The sequence below is a fragment of the Streptomyces sp. PKU-EA00015 genome (assembly GCF_013387495.1).
Classification (GTDB): Bacteria; Actinomycetota; Actinomycetes; order Streptomycetales; family Streptomycetaceae; genus Streptomyces.
In genome coordinates this window covers 24,271-31,431 of the sequence record NZ_JABZEE010000014.1, presented here as the reverse complement: position 1 = coordinate 31,431, position 7,161 = coordinate 24,271, and the positions used below count along the sequence as shown (strand labels likewise).

Sequence of the window (7,161 nt, the reverse complement as noted above, 5' to 3'; positions counted from 1 at the left end):
CAGAAGATGACCGTCACCGGCGGCTCCTCGCTGCCGAAGGACGAGGTCGACCGCATGCGCCAGGAGGCCGAGCAGTACGCGGACGAGGACCACCGCCGCCGCGAGGCCGCCGAGACCCGCAACCAGGGCGAGCAGCTCGTCTACCAGACGGAGAAGTTCCTCAAGGACAACGAGGACAAGGTTCCCGCCGAGGTGAAGACCGAGGTCGAGACCGCCGTCGGCGAGCTGAAGGAGAAGCTCAAGGGCGAGGACACGGCCGAGATCCGCACCGCGACCGAGAAGGTCGCCGCGGTCAGCCAGAAGCTCGGCCAGGCGCTGTACGCGAACGCCGCCCCCGAGGGCGCGGCCGCAGGCGCCGCCGGTGAGGCCAAGGCCGACGACGACGTCGTCGACGCCGAGATCGTGGACGACGAGAAGGACGCAAAGGGTGGTGCCGCGTGACGGAGGAGACCCCGGGCTTCGACGAGAAGCCCGACGTCCCCTCCGGCGCCACCCCTGAGGACGCCGCCGAGTCCGCCGAGTCCTCCGAGAAGGAGGGCTCGGCGGCCCCGGCAGGGGACGCAGCGAAGATCGCCGGCCTGACGGCGCAGCTGGACCAGGCCCGCTCGGCGCTCGGTGAGCGCACGGGCGACCTTCAGCGCCTCCAGGCCGAGTACCAGAACTACCGCCGCCGCGTGGAGCGCGACAGGGTCACGGTCAAGGAGATCGCCACGGCGACGCTCCTGACCGAGCTGCTGCCCGTGCTCGACGACATCGGCCGCGCGAGGGAGCACGGGGAGCTGGTGGGCGGGTTCAAGTCCGTCGCCGAGTCCCTGGAGACCGCCGCGGCCAAGATGGGCCTGCAGCAGTTCGGCAAGGAGGGCGAGCCCTTCGACCCGACCGTGCACGAGGCCCTGATGCATTCGTACGCGCCGGACGTCACGGAGACGACGTGCGTCGCGGTGCTCCAGCCGGGGTACCGCATCGGCGAGCGCACGATCCGCCCCGCGCGGGTCGCGGTGGCCGAGCCCCAGCCGGGCACGGCGTCGGCGGCCAAGGAAGAGAAGAAGGCCGACGAGGAGAGCGGTGGCCCGGACGAGGGCTGACGCACGACACGTCCGGGAGGAGGGACGTCGATGAGCACGAAGGACTTCGTCGAGAAGGACTACTACAAGGTTCTCGGCGTCCCCAAGGACGCGACCGAGGCCGAGATCAAGAAGGCGTACCGGAAGCTCGCCCGCGAGAACCACCCGGACGCCAACAAGGGTGACGCCAAGGCGGAGGAGCGCTTCAAGGAGATCTCCGAGGCGAACGACATCCTCGGCGACCCCAAGCGGCGCAAGGAGTACGACGAGGCCCGCGCCCTGTTCGGCAACGGCGGCTTCCGGGCCGGCCCCGGCGCCGGCGGCACGTTCAACTTCGACCTGGGCGACCTCTTCGGGGGCGCCCCGGGCGGCGGCCAGGGCGGCGCCGGCGGTTTCGGCGGCGGCCTGGGTGACGTGTTCGGCGGCCTGTTCAACCGGGGCGCCGGCGCGGGTGCGCGCACGCAGCCGCGCCGTGGCCAGGACATCGAGTCCGAGGTGACGCTCAGCTTCACCGAGGCCGTCGACGGGGCCACGGTCCCGCTGCGGATGTCCAGCCAGGCGCCCTGCAAGGCCTGCTCCGGCACCGGCGACAAGAACGGCACGCCCCGCGTGTGCCCGACGTGCGTCGGCACCGGCCAGGTCTCGCGCGGCGGCAGCGGATCCTTCTCGCTGACCGACCCGTGCGTGGACTGCAAGGGCCGCGGCCTGATCGCCGAGACGCCCTGCGACGTCTGCAAGGGCAGCGGACGCGCCCGCTCCTCGCGCACCATGCAGGTGCGCATCCCGGCGGGTGTGTCCGACGGACAGCGCATCCGGCTGCGCGGCAAGGGCGCGCCGGGTGAGCGCGGCGGACCGGCCGGCGACCTGTACGTGGTGGTCCACGTGGACGCCCACCCGGTCTTCGGCCGCAAGGACGACAACCTGACCGTCACCGTGCCCGTCACCTACGCGGAGGCGGCGCTCGGCGGCGAGGTGAAGGTGCCCACCCTCGGCGGCCCCGCGGTCACGCTGAAGCTTCCCGCGGGCACGCCCAACGGCCGGACGATGCGCGCCCGCGGCAAGGGCGCCGTCCGCAAGGACGGCACGCGCGGGGACCTGCTGGTCACCATCGAGGTGAACGTGCCGACCGACCTCAGCGACAAGGCGAAGGAAGCGCTGGAGGCCTACCGCGAAGCCACCGCGGACGAGGACCCGCGGGCCGAGCTGTTCCAGGCCGCGAAGGGAGCATGACATGGAGGGTCGTCCGGGACGCAGTCGCAGCCCCTACGAACTGACCGACGAGTCGCCGGTGTACGTGATCTCGGTGGCAGCGCAGCTGTCGGGCCTGCACCCGCAGACCCTTCGGCAGTACGACCGCCTGGGTCTCGTCTCCCCCGACCGCACGGCCGGAAGGGGCCGGCGCTACTCGGCCCGCGACATCGAACTGCTGCGCACCGTCCAGCAGTTGTCGCAGGACGAGGGCATCAATCTGGCCGGGATCAAGCGCATCATCGAACTGGAGAACCAGGTCGCGGCGCTCCAGGCCCGCGTCGCCGAGCTGTCGGCGGCCGTGGAGGGCGCGGCGGCGGCGATGCAGCAGCGTGAGGCGCAGGTCCACGCCTCCTACCGGCGCGACCTCGTTCCGTACCAGGACGTCCAGCAGACGAGCGCGCTGGTGGTGTGGCGTCCCAAGCGGCCCGACCAGGGCGGCAGATCGTCCTGAGCAGTGTGTGCCGAAAGGGCCGGAGAGCGAATGCTCTCCGGCCCTTTTCGGGCTCTTGGGGGATGAGCCTGGGTACTCGCTTCGAGGCCACCGCTTGGGCCATGGGGCCGCGCCGGGTGCCGCGGGGGAATACGAGCGCGACCCGTCAGCGACTCCGGCGGGCGTTGAGCCGGGCGGCCTGGCGCGTGAGGTGGTCGCGCTCGGCGAGGTTGGGTGCCTTCTGGGCCGCCTCGGCGTACAGCCGTGCCGCCGTCGCCAGGTCGCCGTCGCGCTCGTGGAGGTATGCCGCCACCGCGGCGTGGCGGGGCATGGGGTGTCCCTTGCTCGAAGAGCTCGGGGTGGAGTCGTCCAGCGCCGCGAGCGCCGCCAGGCCGGCGCGCGGTCCGTCGGCCTCGCCGACGGCCACCGCGCGGTTGAGCCGGACGACCGGGCTGTCGGTCAGGCGCACGAGTTCGTCGTACCACTCGACGATCTGCACCCAGTCGGTCTCCTCGACGGTGGGTGCGTCGGCGTGGAGTGCCGCGATGGCGGCCTGGGCCTGGAACTCGCCCAGCCGGTCGCGGGCGAGGGCCGCCTGCAGGATCTCGACGCCCTCGGCGATCGACTCGGTGTCCCACCGGGTGCGGTCCTGCTCGGCGAGCGGCACCAGGCTGCCGTCGGGCGCGGTCCGGGCGGCGCGCCGGGCATGGTGGAGCAGCATGAGGGCGAGCAGCCCCGCCACCTCGGGGTGGTCGACCTGGGCCGCGAGCTGCCGGGTGAGCCGGATGGCCTCGGCGGCAAGGTCGACGTCGCCGGAGTAGCCCTCGTTGAAGACCAGGTAGAGGACGCGCAGCACGGTGGCGACGTCGCCGGGCTGGTCGAACCGCACGCCGGAGACGGTGCGCTTGGCCCGGCTGATGCGCTGTGCCATGGTCGCCTCGGGCACCAGGTAGGCCTGGGCGATCTGGCGGGTGCTCAGCCCGCCGACGGCGCGCAGCGTGAGCGCGACCGCGGACGACGGCGTCAGCGACGGATGGGCGCACAGGAAGTAGAGCTGGAGCGTGTCGTCCACCACGGGCGCGGGCCCGGGCGCCGGCTCCTCGTCGACGAGCTCCTCACGCCGGCGGCGGGCGGTGTCCGCCCGGGTCGCGTCGAGGAACTTGCGCCAGGCCACGGTGACGAGCCAGCCCTTCGGGTCCCGCATGGGGTATCCCCTGCTCGAAGAGCTTGGGGAGAGGTCGGCCGGCCAGACGCGGACCGCCTCGACCAGCGCCTCCTGTACGGCGTCCTCGGCCGCCGCGAAGTCGGCTCCGCGGCGGACGAGGACGGCGAGCACGCTCGGCGTGAGGTTCCGGAGCAGGGCCTCGTCCATCGATGAGGTCACTCCGTGATGGTGGGCGACACGCCGTAGAACGGCCGCAGCTCGAGCCACTCGTGGATCGGCTTCCCGCCCGCCCCGGGGGCGGCCGACAGTTCTCCGGCCAGCTCGACGGCGCGCTCGTAGCTGTCGACGTCGATCACCATCCAGCCGGCGATGAGGTCCTTGGTCTCGGCGAACGGGCCGTCGGTGACCGGCGGGCGACCCTCACCGTCGTACCGGACCCACGTCCCCTCGGGGGCGAGCGCCTGACCGTCGACGAACTCGCCGGTCTTCTCGAGCCGGGCCGCGAAGTCGTTCATGTACTGCATGTGCGCCGAGATCTCCTCCGGCGTCCACTGGTCCATGGGCACGTCGTTGACCGCAGCCGGGGCGCCTCGGTAGTGCTTGAGCAGCAGGTACTTGGCCATCGTTCTTCTCCTCGGTGCTGGTACGACCCATTGTGGTCGCGTTCACCTCGGGGACGGAGCCGGTCACGGGTTCTCGACATCGCCGTCCGAATTTTTTTTTGGCTCTCGTGGACGAGCCTCTTCTCGTCACGTCCGGGGGCAGGGCGGCGCGGCAGGAAGGTGCCGGGCCCCGTGCAGGAAGCTGACATGAGCAACCGGTCCGACGCTGCTGTTCCGGTGGCATTGTTTTCCTCGTCAGAACGACCCGTCAGGTCAAGGGGGAAGCAAGTGAACGCGCAGTCCAGGCGTCATTCGGTTCGCGTCAGGTCGATCGTCGTCCTGGCCGTGTCCGCGGCCATCGTCTGGGGATCGACAGGTACGGCCGGTGCCACCGCGGAGCAGCGGCCCGTGCTGTCGGCGTCGATACGCGGAAACGCTTCGCACGACCTGGTGGGGCGGGCGCTCGAGAAATTCTGCGAGAAGCACACGGGCGACCGCAGGCTGCCACCGCCCATCGACCAGTTGTGCAAGCCGGTCAACGGCTGGCAGTGAACTGACGGACCGAGAAGAAGAACAAACGGGAGAAACAGTGAAGAAGGCAATTGCCGGTGCCGGTGTGGTTCTCGGCGGCGTCGCCGCCCTGCTCGCCATGCAGGCCCCTGCCCAGGCCGCGGCGCCGTCGGTGACCGCATCCGCCGCCCAGAGCGCCGAGCCGAAGGCCGACATGAAGCCGATGTGGATCGGCTCCGTCGCCAAGGCCGCGGTCGTCCACGGCAAGGCGCTGGCCGGCACGCAGGCCATCCGCAGCCAGGTCGGCAACGTGGTCCGGATCGCGAGCCTCGGCTCCGCCCCGGCGGACACCACCAGCACGGGCGCGCCGACGGTCGAAGAGGTCTTCGACAAGTGACGAGTCATCTCGTGATCAGGAGGGTGGTGCTGCTCGGCGGCACCACCCTCCTGGGCCTTCACTTCGCTCTCGCCTCCTTCTCCCAGGCCCCCGCCACCCCGTTGAAGGTCCGCCACTTCGACAAGGTGAAGGGCTATCTGAACCCTTACTTCCTGCAGAACTGGATGCTCTTCGCGCCCGATCCCCTCGCCGACGACCGGGGCGTGCTGGCCCGGGCCCAGTGCCGGGACGGGAGCGTCACCGATTACCACGACGTCACCACTCCCTATGTGCGCGCGGCACAGGAGAGCAGGTTCTTCCCCTCCCGCATGTCGCGGCTGGTCTCCGCGCCCATGCAGTCCATCAACGCGACCGACCCGCTGCTCGACCGGCTGCGGGAGAAGCACAAGGACGACATCGCGAAGGACCAGAAGGACGCGAAGGGGAAGGTCCGCCTGATGCCGGAGGAGCAGAAGGCGCAGGACAACGCGGTCCGCTTCCTCTCCCGTTACTCCCTGACCCAGATGCCCGACGCCTGCGGCGGCGACCCCCGGCGGATCCAGGTGCGCATGTACGTGCGCGAACTGCCGCCCTGGTCGAAGCGCAACGCCCCGGCGAAGGCCGGCAAGGACACGGTGCAGGTCCAGGACTTCGACTGGCAGAAGGCGGACGAGCTGCGGTGATCACCTCACTTCGCGCGCGGCTGCGCGCCTCGGCGAGCCGTTCCCTGACCTCGCTCGACCGGCTCGGCTCGACGCCGTTCGCCGTCCTGGGCGTCTGTGGCACGCGGGCCCTGCTCGGCTTCGTCGGCTTCATGTTCTACGCCTCGCAGTACGCCGACCGGCACTATCTCTTCGGCCCCTCGGGCGTCGAGTCCTGGAGCCGTTTCCTCACCGTCCTGGACGAGACGGGCACCTTCAGCCTCTACGCGGTCAGCACCTCGACGGCCTGGTTCGAGCTGATCTTCCACCTCGGCATGCTGCTGGCGCTCGCCGTCATGCTGGGCGTCGGCGGACGGCCGGTGCTCGCCCTGCACTGGGTGTTCCTGTGGTCGGTGTACCAGCGGGACCAGTTCCTGCTCGACGGCGGAGACAACCTCGCGTACCTCGTCATCCCGATGCTGATGCTCACCCGCTGCTACGACCGGCTCTCCCTGACGAGCGGCCTGGCCGGGCGCGTCAAGGACCGGCTGCCCGCCGGCCTGCGCGCCGCGCAGAATCCGCTGCACAATCTGGGCGTGCTCGCCGTCGCGGTGCAGATCTGCCTCGTGTACGTCACCAGCGGCCTCTACAAGGTGCAGGGCAAGCTGTGGCAGGACGGCACGGCGCTCTTCTACATCATGCGCATCCCCGAGTTCGAACTCCCGGGATTCTCATGGCTGGTGTACGAGAACGACCTGCTGGTGATCGGCGGCACCTACGCCACCACCCTGTTCCTGGTCTACTTCCCGCTGGGCGTGCTCGTGCCGAGGCTGCGTCCCTGGGCGGCCGTGGCGTCGATCGGCTTCCACCTGTCGATCGCCTTCTTCATGGGGCTCACCGGGTTCGCCCTCACGATGGTGGCCTGCGACCTCATCTTCCTGAGCCGGCCGCTGGCCGCGGGGATCCGACTGGCGGACCGCGTCCGCGTCCGCGTCGGGGCGTCCGTACGGGAGCGGGCCGGATGGCCGGAACAGTCCGCCGTGACGGCGGCGCGGACGGCCTCTGCCGAGAATGCAGGCTGACCGTCCGGGTGAAGGCGGCCGTGCCGCCCGCCCGGACGAG

Annotated in this window: 10 protein-coding genes; 8 read left to right on the top strand and 2 right to left on the bottom strand. The window is 71.0% G+C overall.

Annotated features, from left to right (window positions below; translation table 11 throughout):
• From HW130_RS13230 to HW130_RS13215, 4 genes are all read left to right on the top strand, one after another.
• The coding region (locus HW130_RS13230; RefSeq protein ID WP_177149735.1) for an Hsp70 family protein at positions 1–441 on the top strand (441 nt) is incomplete at its 5' end.
• Positions 438–1,085: a nucleotide exchange factor GrpE gene (gene grpE, locus HW130_RS13225; RefSeq protein ID WP_177149734.1), complete on the top strand. Its 648-nt coding sequence runs from the start codon at positions 438–440 to the stop codon at positions 1,083–1,085. The genes HW130_RS13230 and grpE, both read left to right, overlap by 4 nt.
• A gap of 30 nt (positions 1,086–1,115) precedes the next feature.
• Entirely contained in the window at positions 1,116–2,294 is a 1,179-nt protein-coding gene (dnaJ, locus tag HW130_RS13220) for a molecular chaperone DnaJ (RefSeq protein WP_177149733.1), read from the top strand.
• Between the two features lies 1 nt (position 2,295).
• On the top strand, positions 2,296–2,766 hold the full coding sequence (locus HW130_RS13215) for a heat shock protein transcriptional repressor HspR (protein WP_177149732.1): 471 nt from the start codon (positions 2,296–2,298) through the stop codon (positions 2,764–2,766).
• A gap of 145 nt (positions 2,767–2,911) precedes the next feature.
• On the opposite strand, the gene HW130_RS13210 is transcribed toward HW130_RS13215, so the two are convergent.
• Together HW130_RS13210 and HW130_RS13205 are read right to left on the bottom strand one after the other, a co-directional pair.
• Positions 2,912–4,117 carry an RNA polymerase sigma factor gene (locus HW130_RS13210; protein WP_177149737.1) on the bottom strand — a complete coding sequence of 402 codons (1,206 nt, stop codon included), beginning with the start codon at positions 4,115–4,117 and terminating at the stop codon, positions 2,912–2,914.
• An 8-nt stretch (positions 4,118–4,125) separates the two neighbouring features.
• A complete protein-coding gene (locus tag HW130_RS13205) occupies positions 4,126–4,533 on the bottom strand; it encodes a YciI family protein (RefSeq protein WP_177149731.1) in 408 nt (135 codons plus the stop codon).
• A 267-nt stretch (positions 4,534–4,800) separates the two neighbouring features.
• Here HW130_RS13205 and HW130_RS13200 point away from each other — a divergent pair, with 267 nt between their 5' ends.
• The 4 genes from HW130_RS13200 to HW130_RS13185 are packed head-to-tail and all read left to right on the top strand — an operon-like array spanning position 4,801 to position 7,121.
• A complete protein-coding gene (locus HW130_RS13200; protein ID WP_177149730.1) occupies positions 4,801–5,064 on the top strand; it encodes a hypothetical protein in 264 nt (87 codons plus the stop codon).
• Positions 5,065–5,101: 37 nt separating this feature from the next.
• Positions 5,102–5,419 (top strand): hypothetical protein, encoded by a 318-nt coding sequence (locus HW130_RS13195; RefSeq protein ID WP_177149729.1) that lies wholly within the window; start codon positions 5,102–5,104, stop codon positions 5,417–5,419.
• Complete coding sequence (locus HW130_RS13190; RefSeq protein ID WP_177149728.1) at positions 5,416–6,081, top strand: DUF5819 family protein; 666 nt, start codon at positions 5,416–5,418, stop codon at positions 6,079–6,081. Before HW130_RS13195 ends, HW130_RS13190 begins: the two co-directional genes overlap by 4 nt.
• Complete coding sequence (locus HW130_RS13185; RefSeq protein ID WP_309140422.1) at positions 6,078–7,121, top strand: HTTM domain-containing protein; 1,044 nt, start codon at positions 6,078–6,080, stop codon at positions 7,119–7,121. Before HW130_RS13190 ends, HW130_RS13185 begins: the two co-directional genes overlap by 4 nt.
• Positions 7,122–7,161 lie beyond the last annotated feature (40 nt).

Bases quoted from the DNA above. Each gene is read 5' to 3' on its own strand.
- dnaJ (WP_177149733.1), top strand. From the start codon at position 1,116: ATGAGCACGAAGGACTTCGTCGAGAAGGACTACTACAAGGTTCTCGGC.
- HW130_RS13215 (WP_177149732.1), top strand. From the start codon at position 2,296: ATGGAGGGTCGTCCGGGACGCAGTCGCAGCCCCTACGAACTGACCGAC.
- HW130_RS13210 (WP_177149737.1), bottom strand. From the start codon at position 4,117: ATGGACGAGGCCCTGCTCCGGAACCTCACGCCGAGCGTGCTCGCCGTC.
- HW130_RS13205 (WP_177149731.1), bottom strand. From the start codon at position 4,533: ATGGCCAAGTACCTGCTGCTCAAGCACTACCGAGGCGCCCCGGCTGCG.